Here is a 309-nt window from a genome sequence, read left to right as displayed (position 1 = left end):
TCTTCAATGAGCGCAATGTTGCCGCCGCTCGCCGCTTCCGGAGAGACGTGACCGATAGAGAGCCCTGAGGTGCCGCCGGAGAAACGGCCATCGGTGATCAGCGCGCACGCTTTGCCCAGCCCCATCGACTTCAGGAAGCTGGTGGGGTAAAGCATTTCCTGCATCCCCGGCCCGCCTTTCGGCCCTTCGTAGCGGATCACCACGACGTCGCCTTCCACGACTTTACCGCCAAGGATGGCCTCAACCGCATCGTCCTGGCTCTCATATACTTTCGCCGGACCGGTAAATTTCAGGATGCTATCGTCCACG

Annotated in this window: 1 protein-coding gene; it reads right to left on the bottom strand. The window is 60.5% G+C overall.

Annotated features, from left to right (window positions below; translation table 11 throughout):
• The coding region (locus ACNQ0T_RS23660; RefSeq protein ID WP_417930436.1) for a dihydroxy-acid dehydratase at positions 1 to 309 on the bottom strand (309 nt) is incomplete at both ends.

Source organism: Enterobacter cloacae complex sp.6700776, assembly GCF_048284255.1.
GTDB classification, from domain to species: domain Bacteria; phylum Pseudomonadota; class Gammaproteobacteria; order Enterobacterales; family Enterobacteriaceae; genus Enterobacter; species Enterobacter intestinihominis.
Note: the sequence above shows the minus strand (reverse complement) of the source record. Positions and strands in the feature narration are given on the sequence as shown.